The organism is Alistipes dispar, from assembly GCF_006542685.1.
In the GTDB taxonomy this organism is placed as follows: Bacteria; Bacteroidota; Bacteroidia; order Bacteroidales; family Rikenellaceae; genus Alistipes; species Alistipes dispar.
Genome location: NZ_AP019736.1, coordinates 2,721,777 through 2,745,850, shown reverse-complemented (window position 1 = coordinate 2,745,850; position 24,074 = coordinate 2,721,777). Strand labels below are relative to the sequence as shown.

The following is a 24,074-nucleotide window of genomic DNA, read 5'->3' as shown; positions in this document are numbered from 1 at the left end:
ATCATTCGAGTCATGAAAAGAACGATAAGCAACATATTCTGCGGCGCGGCGCTTCTGCTCGCAACATCGGCGGGCTCCTCGTGCGACGACTGGACGGAGAACGAGAAAATCGCAGTCGAAAATCCTGTTTTCGGCGAAGACGATCCCGGACTGTATGCCCGTTACCTCGCCTCGCTCCGCGCCTACAAGAACGGCGACCATTATCGGACGGTCGTCTGGTTCGACAATTCGGACAAGAGACCCGTCAGCCGGGGCGGCTTTTTCTCCGATGTGCCCGACAGCGTGGATGTCGTGGCGCTGACGGCCGGAGGACGCCTTACGGCCGAGGAACTTGAACAGGCCGAAACGCTTCGTGAGAAAGGGACGAAAATCATCGGCGCCTTCGACTGTCAGGCCGCTCTGGCGCGTGCCGAGGATACGCAGGCCCCCGAAGAACGGCTTTCTGCCGCCTTGGCTGAGCGTTTCGAAGAGATCGAAGCCGACGGCCTCGACGGGCTGACGCTCCGCTACGAATCCACCGACCCGACTTTCGCTACCGAAGAGGAACTCCGCGTGCAGCGGGCGCTCGACGACGTGGTGGCCGGAGCTCTGGCCGAATGGCGGGAAAGCCATCCCGGGGGGCTGCTTCTCTTCGAAGGAACGCCCCAATGGCTGAGCGACCTGTCGGCGGTGGCCCTTTGCGACTATCTGGTAGTTCGCTGCCTCGACGCCGAATCGGTGTACGACTTCGGTGTCCGTGCCCGCCGCATGTGCGCCGTCGAAGGAATTCCCTCCGACCGCTTCCTGTGGCTCGTCTCCGCCGTGCCGCCTTCTGCAACCGATGCCACGGGGTATCTGGCCGACGCCTCGGGTGCTTCGGTGCGTGCCGTCGGAGCATTGGCCGAGTGGCTGCTCCGTCCGGAGGATATCGGCAAGGCGGGAATGGGCATCATGAACGTGCAGTACGACTACTACAACTCCGCGATGATCTACCGCTACACGAAGGAGGCCATCGAAACGCTTAATCCCTCTCCCAAAAACTAAACGGATATGAAAAGATTTCATACGGCACTCCTGCTGTCTGTTTGGACGCTGGCGGCGATGACGGGGTGCGACAAGAAACCGTCTCCCTACGGGGATTTCGACAACAGGGTGTTCATCGACCAGAACACGAACGTCACGACGCTGCTCGTCAAGCAGAGCACCGTCTCGGACGAACGTTCGTTCCGCGCGGCGGCTCCCAAGCCGGTCGGCAAGGAGGTCGGCCTGCTCTTCGAGGCCGACGCCGGCCGCGTGGCGGACTACAACCGCATGTCGGGCGAAGAGGCGGCGATGCTGCCCGAAAACTACTTTGAGATCGTGGGCGGCAAGACCTCCATCCCGGTCGGTACGAACCGTTCGGCCGACGTGACGGTACGCTTCCATAACCTCGGCGAACTCGACACCGAGGCATTGCACGTGCTTCCCGTCACACTGCGTAAAGCCGATGGAGCGGCTGTGCTCGAAAGCGCCCGCACGATCTATTACGTGCTGCGCGGCGCGGCCATCATCAATGTCGTGGCCGACCTTCAGGAGAGCAACTACATCTCCTTCGACAAGACGCTCGACGGGCAGAGCGCATCGTGCAAGGTGCTCAACGGCCTGAACGCCGTGACGATGGAGGCGCTCGTGCGGTGCAGCGACTACGTGCTCGAACCCGGTATCAAGACCGTGATGGGCATCGAGGGGCATTGCCTGATCCGCATCAGCGACAACGGTCTGGAGCCCAACCAGCTCCAGGTAGTCATGCCTACTCCCTACGCTACGGCCAACTTCACGGATGCGACTACGTGCCTCGTCCCGGCGAACGAGTGGACGCATATCGCCGTGACATGCGATGTGGCGACCGGACATCTGGTCATTTACATCAATGGCGAACCGGTGCTCGACAAGACGGGCAACCAGTTCGTTCCCGTAAATCTCGGGCAGCCGAAAACCGACGCCCAGCAGAAGGATCATTTCTTCCATATCGGTTACTCGTATGCGGCCGGACGCGAACTCCACGGTGAGATTTGCGAGGTGCGCATCTGGAATACCGTACGTACGCAGGAGCAGATTGCCGCGAACATTTACGAGGTCGATCCAGCGAGCGAGGGACTCGTGGCTTACTGGAAATTCGACGAAGGTTCGGGCGAAACCATCCGTGACCATACGGACAACAACAACAGCGGCACGGCGCACGAGACACTCAAATGGAATCAGGTGTCGCTGCCCGAGGCTCCCTCCGGTGACGGAGACAACTAATCTACTGATTCAAAAACAAGATTCGCTATGAACTACACAAGAAATATGCTATGGAGCCTTGCAGCCGGAGTCTCCGTGCTGGTTGCGACTTCGTGCACGGAGGATGATATTCGTCCCGGCGGAATTGATGAAGGACGCATCGAGACGGTCGGATCGTGCTTCTGCTCGGTCTACAATCCGCAGGGTGCGGCCGGTGCGACGCTGCGGCTTTATGACGAGCCCGTTTCGGGCGAAGTGCGTGTCGCCCTGAGCGCTGAGGCAGGAAAGGCCGTGGACCTTCGGTTCGCCTACGATGAGAGCGTGCTGGAGGCTTACAATGAGACCCATGCTGCTTCGTTCGAGGCCGTTCCCAAATCGTCCGTCGAACTGGAGGCCGACGGAGCGCTGCTCGTCGGCCCCCGAAGCGTGCAGTCCGACCCGCTGCGCGTCGGCGTGAAGCCCGGCGGGGGACTCGCCGAAGGCGAAACCTATGCCGTACCGCTGCGACTGACCTCCGAGACCGAAGGGGTCGGAGTGTCGGCCTCGGAAGGTACCTGTATCTTCTGGGTGCAGGTGCAGGGCGCACGTCCCTCGACCGATAAGGGGACAGGAATGATCACTGTCTGCTATGTCGAGGTGAACGACAACAATCCGCTCAATGCTTTGGAATGGAGTTGCAAGCGGAGCGGCAAACCGCTTTTCGACGTGGTCAATATTTTCGCCGCCAACATCAACTGGCTCGAGCAGGAGCGGCGCGTGGGCGTCACGCTGAATCCCAATGTGCGGCACATCCTGGACAACCGCGACATCTACATCCGCCCGTTGCAGGAAGCCGGAATCCGCGTCAGCCTGACGATTCTGGGCAACGGCGACGGATCGGGCGTGGCCAACCTCTCGGACGAAGCGGCGCGCGCCTTCGCGCAGGATCTGCGCTCGATCGTCGATACCTATGGACTTGACGGCGTCGATTTCGACGACGAATATTCGAAGTACGAGGAGCATCTCGGCAACCTCTGGCCGGGATGCGTGCAGTACGGCCCCGGGCCCTATGCCCGTCTGCTCTACGAGGTGAAGATGGCGATGCCCGACAAACTGGTGATGCTCTATCAGATCGGACAGGCCAACTTCGGGTTCAAGGAGGCGGTGGACGGAGTCCGTCCCGGCGATTTCATCGATTACGCCTATTGCGACTACGGTGCGCTGATGAACCCGATACATCTCGGGCTGTCGCGCCGGCAGTGGGGCGAAGGATCGCTCGACATGACCTACGGCCAGGAGTCGTCGCCCGAAAATTTGCAGTACAACCGCCGGATGGGCAACGGCGTGCAAATGGTTTATAACCTCAAGCCGGGCGACGGGCAGTTCACGCCGCTGAACGACGTGGCGAAGTACATCTACGACGACGAGGCTTCGTGGTCGGGCGTAAGACACGAGAAAGATTGGTAGCGGGGCGTTCCGTACACCCGGTACGGAACGAATCCCTGCGGTATTTCAAACACGAAAACGCAGTATGAAAAAGATATTTTGGATGTTCGTCGCGGCGGCTTTCGCCGGCTGCGGCGATGACAACGGAGCGGAGACTCCGGCTCCCGCGGAGAGGCTCGCCCTTTCGGCCGAAACGCTCGCGTTCGACGCCGACGGCGGAGTTCTCTCAGGAGGAACGAACGAGGTGAGTGTCGCCAGCAGCGGTCCTTGGCGTCTGAGCGGACGTCAGGAGTGGTGCGTTCCGTCCGTCGATAAGGGCGGCGACGGGGAGACGGTCGCCTTTGCCGTCGAACCGAATACGGACCTCGATGCGCGCGAAGTCCGCTTCACTTTCATGTGCGGCGGCGAGGAGCGTCGCCTGACCGTCACCCAGGAAGGCGGTTCGCTGCTCGATCCGGACCAGACCGATTACTCCCTGCCTGCGGAGGGCGGCGAGTTCCGCCTCCGCATCGAATCTTCGGGCGAAACCTCCTGTCGTTTCTTGGAACCGGTCGATTGGATTCACCGCGTCGAGACACGGGCTTCGCTTTCGTTCTTTTACTTCACGGCGGATGCCAATACGACGGGACGTCCCCGCGATGCGCGGCTCGTCGTGACCAATACGGACGGCGACGAACGCACGGTGACGGTGCGACAGGAGCGCAATCTGCTGTTGGAGGTCGGCGAGACGTCGTTCAACATCCCCGTGGAGGGCGGAGAAGTGCGTGTGAACGTGCGGAGCAATCTGCCGTTCCGGGCCGCCCCCACCGTGGACTGGATCGTGTTGCAGACACCGCCCTCCTCGTCGGAGGAGCTGCTGGAGCAGGAACTCGTCTTCAAGGTCGAAGCTGCCGAGGTTCCGTTCCGCTCGGGCTTCGTGCGTTTCACGACCGATGAAGAGTCGCTTTCGGCTGAAGTCTCCGTCGTGCAGGGCGAACGACCGAAAGGAATCGAGTTCCCCGACGACACGTTCCGGCAGATTCTGGTGGATGCCGGTTACATCACCGTACTCGACGGTACCGAATGTATTCTGACGGAAACGGGCGAAGCCGCCACACAATTACCCGATCTCTACCGGAAAGGCATCGCATCGCTGAAAGGCATCGAGGCGTTCGCCAACCTTACGACGCTCGAGCCGAACGGAATCGGAGAAAACCCCATCCGGGAACTCGATCTGAGCGGTAATGCCAAGCTGACGACTATCGGCTGGCAGAGCGTGCTGGGCGGATGGCGTTCGTACCTGACCCCTGCGCCGCTCGAAGTGCTCAAACTGTGCGATGCGCCCGTCGAAGAGGGGCGAGTCGTACTTTCCAGCCTCTACTGCTCGTCGCCTTACGAAACATCCGAATCGCTGACCGTGTCCGGTACTGCGGTGCGGATCATCGAGATCACGCTGGGTTCCTACGATAAGGTTCAGTGGCTCGATATTACGGGGTGTCCGGCCATTCAAAGCGTTACGCTGAACAGCTACTATCTTAAAACGCTCTATGTCACGGCCGGGCAGAAGAGTGCGATCGACGCGCAGCGGATCGTGATCAACGACCAGAATTATCCGACGTCGCAGTTGGAGATCAAGGTGCGTTGAATTCGGGAAGGCGTTCTGCGATCTATTCGGAGGCAGACCGGCTTTCCGACAAGTCGATTCTCGTAATTTCCACTCTCGTTGAAGAACGCTTCAACGAGAGTGTTTTTTTGAGTCTGCTATCGGTCTTGTCCGGCGGTTACTGTCCGGAAGCGATTCGGGGAGTTTTCGGACTACCCGCAACATTGCGTTTTCCACCTCCGATGATCCGTTCGGTGTCGATGAGTTACCGAAACCGGACGATCCCTATGAGCAGTTGTTCCGGGTTATGATGCTGCTTCCTTTGCCTTATGCGCCTCTGAACAGGGGCTCCGGCGGATAGCACGAATCTATGGACTCGTGTGCTCTGCAATTTTATTTTGCGGCTGTTGGCTGGGTATTTTGGCCAAGGGGACCAGAACACTGTGTGCAGCCTGATCTCGGTATGACATCGCTTTTCGGGCGGCAGCCCTCTGTTCCGGATATCTATGCAGGGGGTTCCATCGGCAAGAGTCGTAAAATTCATTCCCGGGCCGGACGATGCGACGATACGGGTTTCGGCAGCCGCCGGAGATATGTAAGATCGCCGCACTTTAGACATCTTTTGATTTTATTGATATACGATGAGTGTTTTATGTGAGAATTTTTATCGAAATATTTGTACTTTTCTTTAAAAAATATATAACTTTAGAGTGGATTTTACGGATTACTTTACGACGACTGTGAAATTCGAGAAAAACTACGACCTTTTTAACCTGAAATTTTCATGTATTAAAGAGAAACAGATTTTTGCGGATGCCGTCTCATGATGGCTACCGCGGCCGTGACTGCCTATACGGCAAACTACCGGCCGGATCCTTTCTATCTGCTGAATGCCAATATCGAGGCTTTGGCACAGGATGAATCATTGGCTCCAAGGGAATCTTACTCTGGAAAATATGGAATATCTTCAGTGGAGCAACTCTCATTCGCTGTATGCCCTGCTATGAACCATGTCCGAGCACATGCACTCCTACAAGCCATAGTTGTTGAACAAAGACTTCATCTACATTAGTAGATGAAGTCTTATAAATTCATTATTATGAGATATTTTGTCTATTGTTTTATATGTGCCTTGCTATACGGATGTACAACCGAGAACGATCCAGAAGACAATTCCACACAAAATATACATATCATCGATATCAATGATGCAAAAATCGATCGAGAAAATTCAGGTTTGACCATCGATCATTTTATTAAATTGGATACACCTGATAAAGCCTTGATCGACCAAATCGCCAAAGTCATTTGTTATGATGAAAAATTATATATTCTGACGACTATTCCCTACAATAGCGTCTATATCTTTTCATCCAAAGGTGCTTTTTTACATAAATTCACAAATGGACGAGCTAATAATGAATTAATATATCCATTTGACATCTCCATAGACGAACATAACAACGAATTGCTAATCTTGGATAATTACCGGATTATCAAACGGTTCACTCCAGACGGACGTTATATATCCCAAAAGACCCTCGCTTATCCGCAACTGTACGTGGAAAGCATCGGACGGGAAGGCACGGAGTTGTTTTTCAGTCCCAATATCTCTTTCAAAAGCCAGTTTTCGGGCTACCACATGGAACGTCGCGGCAAACTGGCGGGAATTTATAAATCGCTTTACGCCGGAAAGACCTACCTGAATTCCGGGGTCTTGACCAAACTTACCCAGGACAGCGTATTGTTGTGTCCGCTGTTCTCTGATACGATATATCTGTATAATATGCAAAGGGGTAAATTCGATCCGTATTTTGTTCTTAATTCCGGCAATCGGAGTGCAAACCGGCCAAACCGGCTCGAAACATTCGAGGATTTATCCACATACCTCCAGGCGATAAAACAAAATCGTTGGTATTCGGGACCGAATCATGTTCTTTTATCGGACGGCCGTCTCTTCTTCCACTACGGACCGACTGATCGTTGGAGCGTTTTCGACAGCCATAGTCGTACAACGACCATTTATGAACGGATGTTTGATGAACTGCCTAACTGTTTTGGAAAAGCCGGACAAAACGACAATAAGCTCATCTACGCTTATGATGTTGTTTGGTTGCAGGGCTATTACCATAAACATCCTCCTGTATCGCCAATTGCAAAAGAAATAGCACGTGCCTGCGAGAACGAGGAAGATAATCCAATCATAGTCTTTGCTAAGATTAAATAATGCGAATCAAATACATACCTTACAATCATTCCTCTTAATAATTGTACTGAAAGGTATTGCTGTTCGACGGCGGGACGGTCGATCTGGGCGAGCTTCCGCTTGTCGGAGCCAGGAACGGCTCGGACAAGCCCGTGACATTCGCCGTGCAGGGAATCGTGCCTGACGAATAGGCGTCCCCTTGTCTCTCCCCTCCCGCCGAAACTGTCGGACGGAAGGAATTCCGGCCGGCAGCCTACTCTCCTTTCCCGCACCGCTCCCGCTCCTCGCGGCGGATCACCTGATGGATACCGATGCAGGCCAGACCGCCGTAGGCCACCGTGAGTATCACGAGCCACTTGATCTCTGCGAACACCTCGCCGAGCGAAGCGCCCATCGTCTGAATGCGGATGAAGCCGTTCACGCCGTGGCTGCTCGGGAAGAGTTTTCCCAGGGCGAACATCCACTCCGGAATGCCCTCGCGCGGATAGGAGATTCCGCTCAGCATCAACACCGGAATCGAAGTCCAGAGCAGCAGCAGGAGCGAGTTTTCCCGGTAGCGGAAGAGTGTCGAGACGGCAATGCTCATGGCGATGCACGCCGCGAGATAGACCGCCGTGAAGAGCGCGACGGCTCCTGTCTGGCCGTTCATCGGGAAATGGAACATCCGGTAATGCAGCCCGAGCACGTAGGCGCAGGTCGCGGCATAGATCAGCGCATAGACCGTAGCCCGTCCCAGGACGATCGGCAGCGTGGACATTCTCCCCCGCCCCGCGGGCCGGAGCTTGCGGTACAGTCCGTGCTCGCGCCACGTGCCGCCGATCATGCCGATTCCGATAAGCATGGTTTGCTGGATGATGACGATGATGATGGCCGGCATGACGAAGGTTCCGTAGCCCAGATAGGGGTTGAACAGATTGTGCGACTGGTAGATGACCGGCTGCGTCACGGCCTGCGCCTGCGGAATGTCCGCCCCTTTGGCGATCAGCCTCCGGAACTCGACCATCGCGCCCGTCTGCCCGATCGTCGTCACCAGCTCCTGAAACACCTGCCGGTACATGAGGAAATAGCTGGCGTCGCAGTAGATCGCCACGTCGGCCTGCGACCCGCCGACGAGCTTCCGCTCGTAGTCCGACGGAATGTAGACCACGCCGTAGATCTTGCGGCCGTAGAACAGCTCCCGGGCCTCCTCCATGTCCGTCGGTTCGTAGGCCACATACGTATTCGGCCCGGCGTTGAAGGTTTCGATCAGGCTGCGGCTCGTCGCCGTACGGCATGCGTCCACCACACCGATCGGCACGTTGCGCAACACCTGCGAGCCGTAGGCCAGCGAATAGACCGTGGCGTAGATCAGCATGGCGAAGACGAGGATCAGCAGCACGCCGCCGTCGGTGAAGATCGTGCGGAATTCGTTCCGCACCACTGCGCCGAACTGTTGCAGGTAGGAGGTCATCTGTCGTGTAAAACGGTTCATGCTACAATCTCCCCCAGAATTTTTCTTCCGTCGCCACGCGTTTCAGACGCGGCAGACACAGAAGCGGTAATACGACGAACAGCAGCAGACAGCCCAGATCGGGCAGCGAGTAAACCGCCGGGGCGCCGCGCAGCATCTGATCGACGAAAATATCGGTATAGAAAGTGAACGGAAAGATACGGCTCACCCACTGCATCGGCTCCCACATGGCCATGATCGGGAACGTGAGTCCCGAAAAAGTGAAGGCCAGCACCGAGTAGCCACCGCCGATCGAGAGCGAGAGACGCAGGTTGGCCAGCAGCGCGACGATCATCACGGCGATCGACTGATAGGCCAGAACGAAAAGCAGCGTTCCGGCGAGGATGATGCCGAGGCTGCCGTTGAGCGGCGTTCCCACGATCTTGAAGATGACGACCAGCATGACGAGCGACATGAGGAACATCGCGGCCGTGATCGGAAGCGTCTTGCCCGCGAGGGCCGCCGCAACCGAATCGCCGCCCGTGGCCAGCCATTCGCGCGAAGTGCCGTATTTCAATTCGGTTCCGATGGCGAAGATCGTGGCCATTACCGTGAAGATCATCAGCATCATCGGCATGAAGCTCGGCGAGAGGTAATAGCCGTAATTGATATGCGGATTGAAAAGTACGTGGCGGTCGAACCGTACGGGCATGAGCTGCGCCATGGCCTGCCGCTCGGTCAGTCCCTGCTTCATGAGCAGTTGTAGCTGGATGCCCGCCGAGAAGGTCGTCACGGCCGTCTGGATGTCTTTCGACAGCAGTCCGTTCACGGTGATATTGGTTCCCGAAATGTAATTCTCGATATGCGTCTGGCGGTTGCTCAGGATATCCTTCTCGAAAAACGCCGGAATCTGCACGATGGCCATGATCCGCCCTTCGCGCATCAGACGCTCGCCTTCGTCCATCGACTGCACTCCGTAGGAGACCAGCGCCGTAGGCGTGTCGTCGATCATCTGCGTCACCTTGCGCGAAAGGGCCGTGTGGTCCTCGTCGAGCACGGCTACCGGCACGTTGCGGATCGCCCCCTCGTTGAACAGCAGGGCGAAGAAGGCGAACGACGCCGCCGGGAGGAGGAGCATCAGCACGAAGTACATCGGCTGGTGCGCCAGCCGCCCCAGTTCCCGCCGCAGCACGGCTCCGGTATTTTCCAGCAGTCGGCGCATCGCTATCGCCCGATTTTATCCCAATCGACCAGCACGCTCATCCCCGGGCGCATGTTCTCCGCGGCGGAGACGGGCCGGGCCTTCACGGCGAAGGTGCGGATGTCGAATCCGCCCTGCGTGCGGGTCGCCGCCCACGTGGCGAAATCGGCCTGCGGGGCTATGTAGGTCACCTCGAACTCCACGTCGCGGTCGAGTGCAGGGACGAATCCCGTCATCCGCGTCCCGAGCTTCATGCCCGGGAGCAGCGTCTCCTTGACGTTGAATGTCACCCACATGTCCGACATGTCGAGAATGGCCACCACCGGATAGCCGCTGCCCACCAGCTCGCCCTCCTCGGCGATGACGGTCGAAACCTCTCCCGTCACGGGCGAGTAAACCATCGCGTCGCCGATATAGGATTCGACCTCGCTGACGGCCCCTTCGGCCTGCCGCACGCGTGCCGCGGCGGCCTCCTTGTCTTCCTTGCGGGCCCCGTCGGCGGCCAGGTCGTACTGCGCCTTGGCTGCGAGCGCCGTCGCCTCCATGGCCTTGTAGTTGGCTTCGGCTTCATCGAGCTTCTGCGCCGGGACCACTCCGTCGTCGTAGAGGTTCCGCACCCGTTCGTAGGTCTTGCGCGCCAGCTCCAGGCCGGCCTGCGCCTTCTCCCACATGTTCAGCGCCGCCTCGATCTGCTGGATGCGGGCTCCCGCCACGGCGGCGGCGTCCAATGCGGCCGCTGCGCTCTTCACGGCCTCGGCCTGCCGCAGCTTGGCTTCCAGCTCGGGTGTCGAGAGCATGTAGAGGAGCTGCCCTTTCTCCACGCGGTCGCCCTCCTCGACCTTCATTTCGTCGATGCGCCCGGGAACTTTCGAGGAGGCCTTGTAGGTCGTGCACTCCACCGTGCCCTGAATCAGCAGGGGCGTCCGTTTGTCGAGGTAACGGCTGATGAGTACGACCGAAAGGACGATGACCGCCGCGGCCGCCGTGATTCCGATTACGTTGTTTCGCTTCATATCGTTCGTTTTTTATTCTTGATCGAAAAGGATCACCCGTGCGTCCATGCGACGGGCGTAGGCCGCGAATTCGTCGCTGATGCCCGCAGCCTCGAGCAGTTGGGCCAGCAGCACGTCGAAATTGTAGGCCGCCTGCAGGCGTTCCGTGCGCACGCCCGCGAGATTCAGTTCGGCGTCGATCAGGTCCGTCGCGGACGACATGCCTTCCCGGAACGCCGAGTTCTTCATCCGCAGATACTCCTCGGCGAAGGCGAGCGAAGCTTCGATCGAGGTCATCTGGTTGCGGTAGTTCATCATCTGATTGTAGAGCTTCTCCACCAGCACGGCGATATCCTGCGACGCCTTGTTCTGCAACTCGCCGACGCGGCTCACGGTCTGCTTGGCCGCCGAATACTTGTATTCGCGGTTCAGACCGTCGAAGAGCTTGATATTGACGCCCACGCCCACGGCCCAGCGGGGTACGAAGCCGGCCACCTGGTAATTGTAGAACGATCCGCCGCCCATGGCCACCACCTGCGGCAGGAAAGCCGAACGCTGCGCGCGGACGTTCTCCTCGGCCAGCTGCCGTTTGAGCGACACCTCCGTGAGCAGCGGGTTACGCGCCGCGGCCAGGTCCTGGTAATAGGCCGGCTCTTCGATCTCGCCGATGAGGAACAGCGCCGTGACGGGCCGCCAGTCGTTCTCGCGTCCCAGCGTGTTCGACAGCGCGCTGGAGAGGGTCTCCGCCTGCAACTTGGCATTGGCCAGCTCACGCTCCGCTTCAGCCATCTTGAACTCCACGTAAAGCCGTTCGCTGCGGGCGATCATGCCGTTCTTCTCGAGCATCCGGGCATCTTCCAGATGGCGTCTCACGCCGTCGGCCACCTGCTGCCGCACGGCCACGACCTGCGTGGCCAGCGCCAACCCGAAATAACGTTCCACCAGTTCCGAGATCAGAGCATTGCGCGTCTGGTTGCCCTGCTCCGCGGCCGTGCGTTCGTTGAGCCGTGCGGCGCGGTTGGCGGCGTTGATCTTGCCGCCCATCCAGATCGGAAGGGTCACCTCGCCGCCCACGAATCCCAGACTGCGGTCCTGCAACGTCAGGAACCAGTCGGCGTTCATCATCGGGTTCAGCAACCCCTGGATCGAGGGGATCAGCTCCGGAGCGATCAGCCCGCTGCCCAGAATCTTGCCCGCCAAGTCGTTCACGGGGGTTTTCAGGTCGTTGAAATCGAATCCTATGTCTTTGCCCAGATAGGCGTAGGCTCCCGTCAGGTTGATCTGCGGCATCCGCAGGCCGATGGCAGCCCGGCGCTGCTGTTGCGCGGCACGCTCCTCGTAGGCCGCCGCCTTCATCGCGGGATTCTCCGTGAGCGTGACGGCGATCGCTTCGTCGAGCGTGATGGCACGTCCGGTCTCCTGTGCCGGAGCGTATGCCGCCGCGGCCAGAGCTGCCGCTGTCACGGCGATCTTGATGCTGATTTTCATACCGTTCATTCGTTTACGAGGCAAATATAGGTGTTTTTGCGGGATTCTGTTCGGCTATGCGCACTTTAGGACAGTTTTATGTCTTTACGGAAACAAATTGCGCCTTTTTCACCGCCACAGATGGGCGTTTACGGCCCGCACCTCCTCCCCCAGTTCCGGGTAGCAGCGGACGTCGAGCCCCGCCTCGCGCAGCATGAGGGCTCCGCGGCAGCAGACGAACCGGTCGGGTTCGTAGAGTGCGAAGGCCACGCGGGCGAATCCGTGGCGCAGGATGAGCTGCGTGCAGCTCTCCGGTTCGCTGGCCCGCTGCGAGCACGGCTCCATCGAGGAGCAGATCGCGGCGCCTCGCAGCTCCGCACCGGCTGCGAGGGCTTTGGCTATGGCTTCCTGCTCGGCGTGGTGCGTGGCCGACGTTTCGTGCGTGTAGCCCGTGAAGCGCCGCCCGTCACACGTCCGGATCACCGCCCCGACGCAATAGGAAGTTTCGCTGGGCGTGCAGCGGCGGCTCTCCGCGATCGCCTCGCGCAATCCGGCCAGATCCTCGGCTGTCGTATCCTCATGCAGCGTGCAGAACGCAATCTCCATGCCGTCGATACTCTCCCGGCGGCACGGTGCCGCAGCGGGCGGCTCGAAGCGGAATCGCGCCCCGCCCCGTCCGCTGCCGAGCGCGAGCCGCGGATTGACCGCATAGCGTACTTCGTCGGCCAGCCCTTCGCCGAGGAAGAGGCCGAGCGTCTGCGCCCCCCCTTCGACCAGCAGGCGGCGAATGCCCCGCTTCTCGAGTTCGGTGACGATCCGGACCGCTGTCACGGGTGCTCCTTCGCTCGAAATGACCGTTGCAACCGCTTCCAGTTCAGGAATGTCGTACGGCGAGAATACATACCGTTCCGCATCGCCCTCGGTGAAAAACCGCAGCGACGGATCGAGACGGCCGGAACGGGTCACGACCGCCTTCGACAGGTCGGGCCGCAGGCCGCGTGCCGCCCGGCGGGCGCGTTCGGCGTCGTCGCGCAGCGACAGCGCCGGATTGTCCCGGCGCACGGTTTCGGCCCCCACCAGGATGGCGTCGCAGCCGGCGCGCAGCCGCAGCACCGCCGCCCAGTCCCCGGGCGTCGAGATCACGAGCCGCCCGGGCCCGTTGTCGTCCAGATAGCCGTCGGCCGTGACCGCGGCGGAGAGTATCACTCGCATCGTTTCAGGGTTATGAGCGTGATTTCGGGACGGGCGCCCAGCCGCATGGGGTATCCCACGCAGCCCGTGCCGTCATTGACATAGAGCGTCCGCCCGGCGGAATCGTCGTAACGGCCGCTCCAATGCTTGTAGAGGAGTGCCGCGGGCGACCAGCCGCGGCCCCCGAAGCGGATCTTGCACTGCATGGCGTGCACGTGTCCCGAGAGGGTCAGGTCGCCGTATCCGGCTGCCGTGATCTGCTCCCAAAGTTGCGGCACGTGTGCCAGTACGATGCTGTAAAGTCCCTGCGGAACGCCTGTGAAGGCGCGCCGGAGTCCCGTGGCAGGCAGATGACGGTCGTGCCGCTGCTCGCTCAGCGCCGGGTCGAACGAGAGCCCCGTGAGGGCGATGCTGTCGCCGCCGCGGCGCAGATAGACGGTCTCGTCGTCCAGCACGCGCCACCCCATCGCCCGTTGGCGCGCGATCACCTCGCGCAGACTTTCGGCGGCCGGATGGCGCAGCGAGTCCTTGATGTATTTGCCCACGTCGTGATTGCCCGTGACGGAGTAAACCGGGGCTTCGATGCGGCGGAGCAGCCGCACGGCCGTGCTGTCCAGCTCCGAGGCACGTATATTGACCAGGTCGCCCGTGAAAAGCACCAGGTCGGGCCGGAGGGCGTTCACGCGGTCTGCGAGACGCGTCAGCTCCCGCCCGGGCGAGACGATCGTCCCCAGATGGATGTCCGAGAGCTGCACGATGCGCAGCCCGTCGAACGTCGCGGGCAGCGCCGGGGAGCACACCTCCGTCCGGCTGACGCGCAGGCTCGTACGGCCCGCCGTGACCCCTATCACGAGCGCGGCGAACACCGCGGCTGCGGCGGCGAGGCCCGTGCGGCGCAGTCCGAAGAAGTTGAAGGCGTAGAAGGCCAGACGCGGCAGCACGGTCGCCATCCAGACCCAGAAAAGCCACATCGAAGCCATGACGACGGGCGTCGGGTTGTCGCGGCAGAGAAGTCCCATGCCGACGACCGCGAGCGGCAGCGCGTCGGTCGCCGCGGCCCATGCGAGCGAGAGCCGGCGAAGCCGCGCACACCGTGCACGGCGGAAGTGCAGCCAGTCGGCGGCCGCAGCCGCCAGACTGAGCAGAAGAATCAATCCCAGCAACATAACTATTTCCTTTCGGGTCCGAATTTCGCTCCGCGGCCTTGGCGGCGATTTCGCCGCCCGGTTCCGTCGCCGGAAAGAAACGGAGGTTTTTCCCGTGCAAAGATAGCGAAATTCGGGATTTTTCCCTCCGCGGTTTTGGCATACGAGTTGCGGGCACGTCGCCGGAGACCGGGACCGTCCGATGCGGTCCGGGTCCGTTCACCGAAAACAGTCGTTCAGCCTATGACACCATTCCGATTCCGGGCCGTACCGGCGCTGCTGGCCGCCCTCCTCGCCGCTTCGGCCGCGGCACAACCCTCCCGGCCCTCTTCCCGGCCGGACGGGGAGAATCCTGCCGCGGCCTTCGCCGCATCGCACAGTCCCGCGACAAGCGGCCGCCACCGCACCTCCGAAGAGGAAGACGCGCGGCGCGACCATGCCGAAACGCACCGCCGGGGATTCCAGCAGCACGACCGGCCGCAGTTCGTCTTCTCCTCGAAGGAGAACCGCTTCTCTTTTTCGCTGGGCGGATTCGTCGCCCTGAGGGCCGCCTACGATGCGGGCGGCATCGTGGAGAACATCGACTTCGTGACCTACGACATTCCCGTCGCCGGGAACTATGCCACGCGGCAGAAACTCACGCTGGACGCCTCCACGTCGCGCCTCTTCCTGAAGGCGATCGCCAACACGCGGGCCGTGGGACGCGTGGTGATCTATCTCGACGGCGACTTCCGCGGAGGAGCCGCGAACAGCTACACGCCGCGTCTGCGCTCGGCCTACGTCTCGCTGCTGGGGCTGACCCTCGGGCGCGACGTGACGACCTTCTGCGATCTTGAAGCGGCCCCTGCAACCGTCGATTTTCAAGGCCCCAATGCCTACAACTTCAACTTCGCCACGCTCGTCCGCTACGAACGCTCCTTCGCCGAAGGCCGACTCTCGTTCGGCGTGGCGGCCGAGATGCCCGTCGTGAGCGGTACGTACGGCGAAGGGTTCGACGCCATCCCGCAGCGCGTGCCCGACATTCCCTTTTACCTCCAATATGCCTGGGGCGGCGACCGTTCGAGCCATATCCGCGCTTCGGCCGTCGTGCGCAACATGTACCTGCATGACCTGACGCGGAAGAGCGACACCTCGCTCACGGGTTGGGGCGTGCAGTTCAGCGGCACGATCCGCTGCTGCGACCCGTTGCGGCTCTTCATGAACGGTGTCTATGGCAAGGGCATCACCCCCTACATCCAGGACCTCACGGGTTCGGGGCTCGACTTCACGCCCTGCCCGCGCGACGAAACGCGCATCCGGACGATGCCGATGTGGGGCTGGCAGGCCGCCGCACAGATCGCCCTCACGCCGCGTCTCTTCCTTTCGGGCGGCTATTCGACCGTCCGCGTGCAGCGCAGCCACGGATTCTACGCCGCAGACGAATACAAACGCGGACAGTACGTCTTCGGCAATGTTTTCTACACGATCGCGCCGCGCTGCAAAGTGGCCGGGGAGTACCTCTACGGCTCGCGCCGCGACATGGCGGCGGGCAAAGGGCACGCCAACCGGGTCAATGTGATGCTGCAATACGGCTTCTGACGGGAAACGGCTGTTTTTTCGGGCGGTCCTGCGGCGGATCGCCCGTTTTTCGTATCTTTGTCCCGCAGGGCGGAACACACCGTTCCATGCGGCGAGAACGACATCGAAACAATATGGAATTTCTGACGCAACACAACCTCACGGGACTGGCCATCGGACTGGGCACGTTCCTCATCATCGGCATCTTCCATCCGTTCGTCATTAAGGGCGAATACTATTTCGGGGTGCGCATCTGGTGGCTGTTCCTTCTGTCGGGCATCGGGGCGATCGCCGCCTCGGTCGCCGTGCGCGAACTGTTCTGGTCCACGCTGCTGGCCGTCTGGGGCGCTTCGTCGCTCTGGGGTATCGGCGAACTGTTCGAACAGCGCAAGCGGGTCGAGAAAGGATGGTTTCCCCGCAATCCGAAACGGAAATCCTGACCTGCACCCGCTCATGCGGCTCAGAATGCGACATACGCTGGCCTGCCTGCTGTTCGCGGCGGTCTGCTGCACCCCTGCCGGCGGACCTCCCCGGCAGCGGCCTGCCGTTCCGCCGCCCCAGCGCGTGCGGATGCTCTTCGGCGGCGACGTCATGCAGCACCTCCCGCAGGTCGAGGCCGCGCGCAGCGGCGAAGGGTTCGACTACACGCCCGTGTTCGCCGCCCTCGCCCCGCGGATGCACGCCGCGGACCTCGCGGTGGTCAATCTGGAGACCACGCTGACGCGGAGCGGCCGCTACACGGGCTATCCGCTTTTCCGCTCCCCAGCGGAACTGGCCGACGCCCTGCGCGGAGCGGGCGTGGATGTCGCGCTCTTGGCCAACAACCACTGCTGCGACGGCGGTGCGGAGGGCATCCGCACGACGATCCGCGAGCTGGACCGCTGCGGCATCCGCCACACGGGGGTCTTCGCCGACAGCGCCGACTACCGGCGGAATCATCCGCTGCGCATCGAACATTGCGGCCTGCGGATCGCGCTGGTCAATTACACCTACGGCACGAACGGAATGCCCGTGCCCGCGGGGTCCGTCGTAAACCGCATCGACACCGTGCGAATGGCCGCCGATCTGGCGGCGGTGCGGCGCGAAGGGGCCGATTTCATCGTCGCCTGCATGCACTGGGGCAACGAATACGAGCGGCGGGAGAACGCCTCGCAACGCACACTGGCCGCCTTCCTGCGGCGCCACGGCGCGGATGTGGTGGTCGGCGGCCATCCGCACGTCGTGCAGCCGTGGCAGGCCGATTCGACGCACGTGGTGCTCTATTCGCTCGGAAACCTCGTCTCGAACCAGCGCCGCCGCTACACGGACGGCGGGCTGGTCGCCCGGATCGAAGCCCTGCGTTATCCGGACGGTCGTAGGAGCTACCGCCTCGAACCGCTTCCCGTATGGGTCGCTCTGCCCCGCTATCGCATCCTGCCGCCCGAGGCGGCCGACACCGCAGTCCTGCCCGATGCCTACGCCCTCTTCCGTCGCGACCTGCGCGAACTGACCGGAAAGGACTTATAGCCGTTCCGAATAGCCGTATCAATATTTCCGATGACGATAATTTGCCGCACGTACCGGAATTTTCGTATCTTTGCATACACACAAACATCAAAAAAGATATGGAAAAGAGCATCAAAGGTACGCGTACCGAACAGAATCTGCTGAAAGCCTTCGCCGGCGAGAGCCAGGCCCGCAGCCGCTATGTCTTCTTCGCCAGCAAGGCCAAGAAGGAAGGATACGAACAGATCGCAGGCGTATTCGCCGAGACCGCGGAACAGGAGAAGGAGCATGCCGAACGTTTCTTCAAGTTCCTCGAAGGCGGCATGGTCGAAATCACGGCCAGCTACCCCGCCGGCAAGATCGGCACGACGCAGGAGAACCTGCTCGCCGCGGCGCAGGGGGAGAACGAGGAGTGGGACGTGCTCTACCCCGAGTTCGCTAAGGTGGCCGCCGAAGAGGGTTTCCCGGAGATCGCCACGGCGTTCCGGATGATCGCCACGGTCGAAGCGGAGCATGAAAAGCGCTATCTGAAGCTGCTGAGCCGCCTGACGGACGGCAACTTCTTCAAGCGCGACGGCAAGATATGGTGGCAGTGCCGCAACTGCGGCTACGTGTGCGAGGCTTCGGAGGCTCCGCAGATGTGCCCCGCCTGCAAGCACCCCCAGGCCTACTTCGAGCCCAAGAAGGAGAACTATTGATCGGATTCCGTTCGGAGTCTCTCCTTGCAAGCGAACGGCCGCACCTTTTCGGGGTGCGGCTTTTTCGTCTTCGGACATGGTGTCGGCACACCGGATGTTTCCGCCGCCTCATGCCGCAGCCCGATTGCCCCGGCCGTATGAATCGTCTGATAAAAACGGTCGATGGAGTATCGGCGGCCGTTTTCGCGAGCGGGTGTGAGCGGTGCGCCTATTCGTCAGTCACGATTCCCTGCACGGCAAATGTCACGGGCTTGTCGGACGCACTGTGGCGCACGGCGATCTTCTTGAAGAAGGTTCCCGGCTGTTCGGCCGAGAAACGCACCGTAAAGAACACCTTCTCGCCGGGCTGTACGGGCTTGCGGTCGTATGTGACCTGCGTGCAGTCGCACGACGAGTAGGCCTCTACCACCACGACGGGCTTGTCCGAACCGTTCCTGGCTCCAACGCGCACCTCACGGCTCCCGCCGAGCGGAAGCTCGCCCAGATCGACCGTCCCGCCGTCGAACAGCAGCACCTCGTCGGCATCCGTTTCGCGGCTCTCCATATCGACCGTCTCCTCCAGCGCGGCGAGGTTGGCCGTGGCCAAAACCCGAGACCCGTCCGCTGCGCCACGACAGGAGACGAGCGGCAACAACAGCAACAAAATCCAATGTCTGTCGATCATGGCCGTCGGTTTTCGAGAACATATTCCCCGTCGTGGGCGAGCATATTCTCCAATGTCGATTCGAACAAATTCCACATCGCATCGCCATTGAGCGGATTGCCGATCAGTACGATACGGTTGTTGCGATCCAGCAAAAACGATTGAAACCGCGTGTCGGCCAAGATCGGATCGTTGTTCCGGACGAATGCGTTCGTCTTATCGATAAAAACCGGAAACGGAAACGCTTGCTCTTTCAAAGACTTCACGACATTACCGTATTGATCTTTGCCCGGAGCGAAGAGAAGGATGGGCGTAAACCGGCCGGTCGAATCCTGCATGAACAGACTCTCTGTCATGGCAAGACGGTTGATTTGGCACGAACTGCATCCCGTGGAATCGTAATAGATAATTTGCTTGATCGCTCCAATATGCCCGTCGGTCAGCGTATCGACCGATCGTCCCTCGCAGTAAACCTCCAGATCGGCAGGGATGCAAATTTCAATCTGGCTTAAACGCTGCAATTCTTTACGAGCCCGCATGCGGGAGCATCCGCAGAAACAGAATAAAATAATAACGATACAACTATGTTTAAAGATCTTCATAGATAGGTTTTCTTTTAGGAGATCTATTGCAGCCAAGTATTGATATCCATTTTGCAAATTTCTTCAGACGAAATGAACCCGTATAAAAAACCTGCTTGGGTATCCAACGAAATACTCCGTATAGGATTTGCAGTCGTAAGAATTGTTTGTAAATCACCGGCCCAATCAAAAAGATGTATTTCTGTTAAACCTGTTTGATGATTTTGGTAGAGAGCCACTATTCGCTCATTGGTCGTTTCAACATCAATATAGTACATTGGCCGCGTCTCGGGAGCTTTAGATTCAATCTGCGTAAGGGAGAGAGGTTTCGAACATGTTGAAATGCTCTTACGATCACTCCCGTCCACATAACAGATATTTATCTGATCGAAATAAACCGGCAACATAACCATACGAGTGAGATCAGGACTTATGGCAATCGGGCCACCTGTAAGATTGGGTTCCTTATTAGACTGAATACTAAGTTTAAAACGCTGAATTTCTATTCGTTTCTGAAAATCATAAATCCCTCCTGAAACATAAGTTCCCCGAATGATTTGGTACAACGCAAGCGTATCATTTATTCGATCAAAAGCAAATAGTTGTCCTGGAGAGCCAACGTTACCTGGAATATCAAGTTCGGTTAATGAAAGGCGACTATCGATATAAACCTTATCCTCGGTTATACTTTTCGTCAAATTAAGCCTTGCGGATTCCTGTTTACTGCCGGAATAGAACCAAAATCCACTCCCTTCATCATTACAAGTCCTTTGTCCGGGTGTGAGATAGTTATATTCATTCGGTCCCCGTCCTACTCGAACCAAGTTAGTAAGAGGAGTCATCGTACGCCGATCATATACAGCAAAACGATGTTCAGGATGCAACATCGTATAGAAAACATAGAATGAATCTACAACAAAGCCATGCACCGCCCCCGGCACATCACAAGGTATTATTTCACAAGGCAATGCTATACTTCGGGGACGCTCCACTCGGATGTATTTGCTATCAAAGATATTATCGGATCGACAAGAACTCGATAGTAAAACGACCAAAACAAATGTAAAAATTTTGCTGTTTTTTATTGGTAGCATATACCTGTCTGTGATTTTGTAGGCCAAGTTAAATTATACTCAAATCGACATTCGTTATTACCAGAACATACAAAAATTCCAGGACCTCCATAATTTGGATTATAGATACAATATATAAAATCTCTGCCTTCCCCTGGATCCAATGATTCATCCTGCGCCAAAGCCTCGATATTGGCATTCAGCAGATCGAAAGGATCCGGTCGGTAGTTTGCCATATAGGCAGTCACAGCCGCGGCAGCCATCAATACGACGGCACCCGCAAAAATCAGTTTCTTTTTCATACATGAAAATTTTAGGTTAAAAAGGTTGTAGTTTTTCTCGAATTTTACAGTCACTGTAAAGCAATCCATAAAATTCGATCTAAAGTTATATATTTTCTGTTTGAAAATACAAATATTTCGACAAAAAATTCTTGCATAAAACACACTACATGTATCAATGTAATTAAAAGACCTCTAAAATGCGGACAGATCCACATATATAATAAAAATATTTATAATCATCCTTTGTGGAAACTGCATAAAAAGACACCGGATTTTCCGGTATCTTTGTTTTTCGGTCCGAAGCCGCCATACGATCCGGCGGTCTGAATCCGCTGTCTGGGAAGGAAGTCCGGCCGATGCGCGTGCGAAACGTCCCGTCGGTCCTGAAGTTACCGCGGACGAAGCCTTCGTACCGGGGGGGGGCACGTCCCCTTCCCTCTTCGGGGCGACAGCCTCTTCCGATATGGCTGGACTGCCGCCGTATCCTGAGACCCGCGCGGAGCCGAATAATTCCGCCGCAGGGGCCGAAAATCCGGAAATTCGTCGTATCTTTGTCCGAATCGTTCCGGCGAGCCGCACGGTGGTGGCGGATTCGCCCTGCGCGGAACCAGCGGGAGGGGCGTCCCGGGGCGGCGGAAAGAAAATACAAACGCAAACGATATATGGCAGACGAAAAAATCATCTTTTCGATGGTCGGCGTGAGCAAGACCTTCACCAACCAGAAACGGGTGTTGAACAACATCTACCTCTCTTTTTTCTACGGCGCGAAGATCGGCATCATCGGTCTGAACGGCTCGGGTAAATCGACGCTGATGAAGATCATCGCCGGCATCGACAAGAACTTCGAGGGCGAAGTGGTCTTCTCGCCGGGCTACACGGTGGGCTACCTCGAACAGGAACCCCGGCTCGACGACGAGAAGACCGTCCGCGAGGTGGTCGAAGAGGGATGTGCCGCCACGGTGGCGCTGCTCAAGGAGTACGAGGAGATCAACACGAAGCTCTGCGAGCCGATGTCGGACGACGAGATGGCACGGCTCATCGAGCGTCAGGGCGAGCTGTACGAAAAGATCGACCACTGCAACGGCTGGGAGCTGGACAGCGTGCTCGAACGCGCGATGGACGCGCTGCGCTGCCCCGACCCGGACCAGCCCGTCAAGCACCTCTCGGGCGGCGAACGCCGCCGCGTGGCCCTGTGCCGCCTGCTGTTGCAGCAGCCCGACGTGCTGCTTCTGGACGAGCCGACGAACCACCTCGACGCCGAGTCGATCGACTGGCTCGAGCAGCACCTCCAGCAGTACAAGGGCACGGTGATCGCCGTGACGCACGACCGCTACTTCCTGGATAACGTGGCGGGCTGGATTCTCGAGCTGGACCGCGGCGAGGGCATTCCCTGGAAGGGCAACTACTCGGGATGGCTCGACCAGAAGACCAAGCGCATGGCCATGGAGGAGAAGCAGGAGTCGAAGCGCCGCAAGACGCTCGAACGCGAGCTGGAGTGGGTGCGCATGTCCCCGTCGGGACGCCATGCCAAATCGAAGGCGCGTCTTTCGGCCTATGACAAACTGATGAACGAGGATACGAAACAGAAGGAGGAAAAGCTCGAAATCTTCATTCCGAACGGTCCGCGTCTGGGCGACGTGGTGATCGAGGCGCACGACGTCTCGAAGGCTTTCGGCGACCGCGTGCTGTACGAGCACCTCGAATTTTCGCTGCCGCCCGCCGGCATCGTGGGCGTGATCGGTCCCAACGGGACGGGCAAAACCACCCTTTTCCGGATGATCATGGGGCTGGACACTCCGACGAGCGGTTCGTTCCGCGTGGGGCCCACCGTCAAGCTGGCCTACGTGGACCAGCAGCATAAGTCGATCGACCCCGAAAAGAGCGTTTTCGAGGTGATTTCGGGCGGCGCGGACCTCATCACGCTGGGTAACCGGCAGGTGAACGCCCGGGCCTACGTGGCGCGGTTCAACTTTTCGGGCGCCGATCAGGAGAAGAAGTGCGGAATGCTCTCGGGCGGCGAACGCAACCGGCTGCATCTGGCCCTCGCGCTCAAGGAGGAGGGTAACGTGCTGCTTCTGGACGAGCCGACGAACGACATCGACGTCAATACGCTCCGCGCGCTGGAGGAGGGCCTGGAGAACTTCGCGGGCTGCGCCGTGGTGATCTCCCACGACCGCTGGTTCCTCGACCGCATCGCCACGCACATCCTTTCGTTCGAGGGCGACTCGAAGGTGGTCTTCTACGAAGGCTCCTACTCGGAGTACGAGGCGTGGAAGAAGGCGCAGGGCGGCGACACGGAGCCCCATCGGGTGCGTTACAAAAAATTGATGGCTTGATAAAATGCGTATTGCAGCCTTTTTCCTGCTCGTCTTGGGGCTTTCCTCATGCGGAATGCCGGCAAACCGTCCGGTCGATGCGTTTGTCTGGGACAGACTCTGCGCCCACGAAGATCCGGACCATGTGGAACCGGTCGGGAAGTGCGATCTCGACGAATTTCTCGTCGAGATGGAGCGGTTTCCCTGGCATGAGCAGGCGCGCGAGGCTCTGAAGTTCAGGAAAAACTCCCCCACCCTTTCGGTGACGGATCTGAAGACCGACCGTTCGTTTTTCATTTCATCCGCTGTGGACGACAAAGACCGGTTGGGATATTTCGTCGGATATATCTATCCCGGGGAGCAGGGAACGCGAGCACGGCGCTACGTGAGCATGTATGAGGTCGAACAAATGGAAGCGATCCGCGAAACAGTCGTCCTGTTCTTCCGCCGTGACGAGGCCGCATTGAAGCGCCTGCTCGGGAAACAGCCCAAATACATGGACACACGGGATAACGCAGGTTGGGAAAAATACCTGAAAATGAAACAAAAATTTATGTAA

At 59.0% G+C, this 24,074-nt stretch carries 21 protein-coding genes; 11 read left to right on the top strand and 10 right to left on the bottom strand.

All coding sequences use genetic code 11. The features are described from left to right. Positions 1-12: 12 nt before the first annotated feature. The 5 genes from FME97_RS11445 to FME97_RS11425 all read left to right on the top strand — a co-directional run bounded on the left by FME97_RS11445 (position 13) and on the right by FME97_RS11425 (position 7,475). A complete protein-coding gene (locus FME97_RS11445; RefSeq protein WP_141429751.1) occupies positions 13-1,023 on the top strand; it encodes a glycoside hydrolase family 18 in 1,011 nt (336 codons plus the stop codon). Between the two features lie 6 nt (positions 1,024-1,029). After that, positions 1,030-2,262 carry a DUF1735 and LamG domain-containing protein gene (locus FME97_RS11440; protein ID WP_141429750.1) on the top strand — a complete coding sequence of 411 codons (1,233 nt, stop codon included), beginning with the start codon at positions 1,030-1,032 and terminating at the stop codon, positions 2,260-2,262. Positions 2,263-2,289: 27 nt separating this feature from the next. Further along, positions 2,290-3,687, top strand: a complete 1,398-nt coding sequence (locus FME97_RS11435) for a BT_3987 domain-containing protein (RefSeq protein WP_141429749.1) — start codon at positions 2,290-2,292, stop codon at positions 3,685-3,687. 64 nt (positions 3,688-3,751) lie between these two features. Then, positions 3,752-5,290: a BACON domain-containing protein gene (locus FME97_RS11430; RefSeq protein ID WP_141429748.1), complete on the top strand. Its 1,539-nt coding sequence runs from the start codon at positions 3,752-3,754 to the stop codon at positions 5,288-5,290. Between the two features lie 1,057 nt (positions 5,291-6,347). Continuing rightward, entirely contained in the window at positions 6,348-7,475 is a 1,128-nt protein-coding gene (locus tag FME97_RS11425; protein ID WP_162502084.1) for a 6-bladed beta-propeller, read from the top strand. Between the two features lie 232 nt (positions 7,476-7,707). Here FME97_RS11425 and FME97_RS11420 read toward each other — a convergent pair whose 3' ends face one another. The 6 genes from FME97_RS11420 to FME97_RS11395 all read right to left on the bottom strand — a co-directional run bounded on the left by FME97_RS11420 (position 7,708) and on the right by FME97_RS11395 (position 14,900). Next, the gene (locus FME97_RS11420) at positions 7,708-8,925 is read right to left on the bottom strand and encodes an ABC transporter permease (protein WP_141429746.1); all 1,218 of its coding nucleotides are present in this window, start codon (positions 8,923-8,925) and stop codon (positions 7,708-7,710) included. 1 nt (position 8,926) lies between these two features. Continuing rightward, positions 8,927-10,105, bottom strand: coding sequence for an ABC transporter permease (locus tag FME97_RS11415; RefSeq protein WP_141429745.1), 1,179 nt, complete (start codon positions 10,103-10,105; stop codon positions 8,927-8,929). Positions 10,106-10,107: 2 nt separating this feature from the next. After that, on the bottom strand, positions 10,108-11,097 hold the full coding sequence (locus FME97_RS11410; protein WP_141429744.1) for an HlyD family secretion protein: 990 nt from the start codon (positions 11,095-11,097) through the stop codon (positions 10,108-10,110). Between the two features lie 12 nt (positions 11,098-11,109). Then, entirely contained in the window at positions 11,110-12,573 is a 1,464-nt protein-coding gene (locus FME97_RS11405; protein ID WP_141429743.1) for a TolC family protein, read from the bottom strand. Between the two features lie 99 nt (positions 12,574-12,672). Beyond that, complete coding sequence (locus FME97_RS11400) at positions 12,673-13,755, bottom strand: dihydrofolate reductase family protein (protein WP_141429742.1); 1,083 nt, start codon at positions 13,753-13,755, stop codon at positions 12,673-12,675. Further along, positions 13,746-14,900, bottom strand: a complete 1,155-nt coding sequence (locus FME97_RS11395) for a metallophosphoesterase (protein WP_141429741.1) — start codon at positions 14,898-14,900, stop codon at positions 13,746-13,748. Before FME97_RS11395 ends, FME97_RS11400 begins: the two co-directional genes overlap by 10 nt. Before the next feature lie 222 nt (positions 14,901-15,122). Here FME97_RS11395 and FME97_RS11390 point away from each other — a divergent pair, with 222 nt between their 5' ends. From FME97_RS11390 to rbr, 4 genes are all read left to right on the top strand, one after another. After that, positions 15,123-16,457, top strand: a complete 1,335-nt coding sequence (locus FME97_RS11390; protein WP_141429740.1) for a DcaP family trimeric outer membrane transporter — start codon at positions 15,123-15,125, stop codon at positions 16,455-16,457. Between the two features lie 113 nt (positions 16,458-16,570). Then, positions 16,571-16,876 carry a DUF4491 family protein gene (locus FME97_RS11385; RefSeq protein ID WP_141429739.1) on the top strand — a complete coding sequence of 102 codons (306 nt, stop codon included), beginning with the start codon at positions 16,571-16,573 and terminating at the stop codon, positions 16,874-16,876. 25 nt (positions 16,877-16,901) lie between these two features. Next, the gene (locus FME97_RS11380) at positions 16,902-17,942 is read left to right on the top strand and encodes a CapA family protein (RefSeq protein WP_317129393.1); all 1,041 of its coding nucleotides are present in this window, start codon (positions 16,902-16,904) and stop codon (positions 17,940-17,942) included. A gap of 98 nt (positions 17,943-18,040) precedes the next feature. Next, entirely contained in the window at positions 18,041-18,619 is a 579-nt protein-coding gene (rbr, locus tag FME97_RS11375) for a rubrerythrin (protein WP_141429738.1), read from the top strand. A 208-nt stretch (positions 18,620-18,827) separates the two neighbouring features. Here the strand turns inward: rbr and FME97_RS11370 are convergent, their stop codons facing one another. From FME97_RS11370 to FME97_RS11355, 4 genes are read right to left on the bottom strand one after another with little or no spacing between them, the layout of a single operon-like run. Further along, entirely contained in the window at positions 18,828-19,283 is a 456-nt protein-coding gene (locus FME97_RS11370) for a DUF1573 domain-containing protein (RefSeq protein WP_141429737.1), read from the bottom strand. After that, positions 19,280-19,864: a type 1 periplasmic-binding domain-containing protein gene (locus FME97_RS11365; RefSeq protein WP_141429736.1), complete on the bottom strand. Its 585-nt coding sequence runs from the start codon at positions 19,862-19,864 to the stop codon at positions 19,280-19,282. Before FME97_RS11365 ends, FME97_RS11370 begins: the two co-directional genes overlap by 4 nt. A 23-nt stretch (positions 19,865-19,887) precedes the next feature. After that, positions 19,888-20,937, bottom strand: a complete 1,050-nt coding sequence (locus tag FME97_RS11360; protein ID WP_141429735.1) for a TolB-like 6-bladed beta-propeller domain-containing protein — start codon at positions 20,935-20,937, stop codon at positions 19,888-19,890. Further along, positions 20,925-21,218, bottom strand: a complete 294-nt coding sequence (locus tag FME97_RS11355) for an NVEALA domain-containing protein (protein ID WP_162502083.1) — start codon at positions 21,216-21,218, stop codon at positions 20,925-20,927. The genes FME97_RS11360 and FME97_RS11355 overlap by 13 nt, the downstream gene beginning before the upstream one ends. A 644-nt stretch (positions 21,219-21,862) precedes the next feature. On the opposite strand from FME97_RS11355, the gene ettA reads away from it, so the two are divergent. Next, on the top strand, positions 21,863-23,536 hold the full coding sequence (gene ettA, locus FME97_RS11350) for an energy-dependent translational throttle protein EttA (RefSeq protein ID WP_141429733.1): 1,674 nt from the start codon (positions 21,863-21,865) through the stop codon (positions 23,534-23,536). 4 nt (positions 23,537-23,540) lie between these two features. After that, a complete protein-coding gene (locus FME97_RS11345; RefSeq protein ID WP_141429732.1) occupies positions 23,541-24,074 on the top strand; it encodes a hypothetical protein in 534 nt (177 codons plus the stop codon).

Bases quoted from the DNA above. Each gene is read 5' to 3' on its own strand.
- FME97_RS11355 (WP_162502083.1), bottom strand. From the start codon at position 21,218: ATGAAAAAGAAACTGATTTTTGCGGGTGCCGTCGTATTGATGGCTGCC.
- FME97_RS11405 (WP_141429743.1), bottom strand. From the start codon at position 12,573: ATGAACGGTATGAAAATCAGCATCAAGATCGCCGTGACAGCGGCAGCT.
- FME97_RS11385 (WP_141429739.1), top strand. From the start codon at position 16,571: ATGGAATTTCTGACGCAACACAACCTCACGGGACTGGCCATCGGACTG.
- FME97_RS11395 (WP_141429741.1), bottom strand. From the start codon at position 14,900: ATGTTGCTGGGATTGATTCTTCTGCTCAGTCTGGCGGCTGCGGCCGCC.
- FME97_RS11370 (WP_141429737.1), bottom strand. From the start codon at position 19,283: ATGATCGACAGACATTGGATTTTGTTGCTGTTGTTGCCGCTCGTCTCC.
- FME97_RS11345 (WP_141429732.1), top strand. From the start codon at position 23,541: ATGCGTATTGCAGCCTTTTTCCTGCTCGTCTTGGGGCTTTCCTCATGC.
- FME97_RS11415 (WP_141429745.1), bottom strand. From the start codon at position 10,105: ATGCGCCGACTGCTGGAAAATACCGGAGCCGTGCTGCGGCGGGAACTG.
- FME97_RS11390 (WP_141429740.1), top strand. From the start codon at position 15,123: ATGACACCATTCCGATTCCGGGCCGTACCGGCGCTGCTGGCCGCCCTC.
- FME97_RS11425 (WP_162502084.1), top strand. From the start codon at position 6,348: ATGAGATATTTTGTCTATTGTTTTATATGTGCCTTGCTATACGGATGT.
- ettA (WP_141429733.1), top strand. From the start codon at position 21,863: ATGGCAGACGAAAAAATCATCTTTTCGATGGTCGGCGTGAGCAAGACC.
- FME97_RS11430 (WP_141429748.1), top strand. From the start codon at position 3,752: ATGAAAAAGATATTTTGGATGTTCGTCGCGGCGGCTTTCGCCGGCTGC.
- FME97_RS11435 (WP_141429749.1), top strand. From the start codon at position 2,290: ATGAACTACACAAGAAATATGCTATGGAGCCTTGCAGCCGGAGTCTCC.
- FME97_RS11365 (WP_141429736.1), bottom strand. From the start codon at position 19,864: ATGAAGATCTTTAAACATAGTTGTATCGTTATTATTTTATTCTGTTTC.
- FME97_RS11410 (WP_141429744.1), bottom strand. From the start codon at position 11,097: ATGAAGCGAAACAACGTAATCGGAATCACGGCGGCCGCGGCGGTCATC.
- FME97_RS11360 (WP_141429735.1), bottom strand. From the start codon at position 20,937: ATGCTACCAATAAAAAACAGCAAAATTTTTACATTTGTTTTGGTCGTT.
- FME97_RS11445 (WP_141429751.1), top strand. From the start codon at position 13: ATGAAAAGAACGATAAGCAACATATTCTGCGGCGCGGCGCTTCTGCTC.
- FME97_RS11440 (WP_141429750.1), top strand. From the start codon at position 1,030: ATGAAAAGATTTCATACGGCACTCCTGCTGTCTGTTTGGACGCTGGCG.
- FME97_RS11400 (WP_141429742.1), bottom strand. From the start codon at position 13,755: ATGCGAGTGATACTCTCCGCCGCGGTCACGGCCGACGGCTATCTGGAC.
- FME97_RS11380 (WP_317129393.1), top strand. From the start codon at position 16,902: ATGCGACATACGCTGGCCTGCCTGCTGTTCGCGGCGGTCTGCTGCACC.
- rbr (WP_141429738.1), top strand. From the start codon at position 18,041: ATGGAAAAGAGCATCAAAGGTACGCGTACCGAACAGAATCTGCTGAAA.
- FME97_RS11420 (WP_141429746.1), bottom strand. From the start codon at position 8,925: ATGAACCGTTTTACACGACAGATGACCTCCTACCTGCAACAGTTCGGC.